Annotated in this window: 1 protein-coding gene; it reads right to left on the bottom strand. The window is 57.8% G+C overall.

What is annotated here, in order from left to right; genetic code table 11:
* Nucleotides 1–406 precede the first annotated feature (406 nt).
* Nucleotides 407–882: hypothetical protein (locus AACS18_RS13585; protein ID WP_258228938.1), on the bottom strand; the 476-nt coding region annotated here is incomplete at its 5' end.

Here is an 882-nt window from a genome sequence, read left to right as displayed (position 1 = left end):
CCCCCCCCCTCCCTTTTGGGAATAACTCTCCATCTTTTCCAATTCAGCTAGGTGATGTTGCCTGGCTACTTCTTCTGGCTCAATGCCAGAGATAACACCCTTACTGAACTGGCAGTCCCCGCTCAACCATACCAGCAGTTCCACCAGACCAAGGCCAGGAAAAAAACTAACCCTCATTCACCTCCCAACACATTCACTGACGACCCCCTCAGATGTTCCACCTCCATCACCACTCGCTCAGGCATCATGTCGATCACCAACCAGTGCCCTGCCCCACGCAAGCAATCCGTGTGCCCCAACGCAGAAAGCTCATCTGCAACCTCCAGCTGTACCCTCCCCCCACTCCAGCCCCGAACGGCTGGGTAGACAACTACCCTGCAGAATTTCGCAGCCTTGACCGCGGCGATCACATCTTGGTTGAACATCCCTGAATCCCCCCTGTGATGGTGTAACCACGGTCTCGACGGTCGGTAAGAATCCGCTCCATCTCAATCTTCACAGCTTCGCGAGTAACCTCGCCGTCACGCTTCAGCACGATAACGGTCGCCTCCATCTCACATGCCCCGATGGAGAACAGGAGCTGGCGTGGCTCAGGAGGTAATCTGCGCAGTATCTCTGCCCTCACTTCCGCCGGACGCGGTACAAACTGGCGCTCTACGTTAGCAGCCATATCCAGCACCACTTCCCTGATTTGCGCGGGTGTAAACCCACGCAGCACGCCGCCCCAGGCCAACACTACCCCTCGGGCATTCGCATCCAGGTAGCTCGCACTTGCCGGCCAGCTACCGGCCATCATCGGCAACAGCTCCTCTGCCATAAACGCCGCCATGCGGTCGCTCACCAATGGCCGTTCCTGCATCCCAGGCAGAGCTGTCACGTTAG

The organism is Aeromonas sp. HMWF015, assembly GCF_963878965.1.
GTDB lineage: Bacteria > Pseudomonadota > Gammaproteobacteria > Enterobacterales > Aeromonadaceae > Aeromonas > Aeromonas veronii.
The sequence above is the reverse complement of the archived record's forward strand: the minus strand, read 5'-3'. Positions and strand labels throughout refer to the sequence as shown.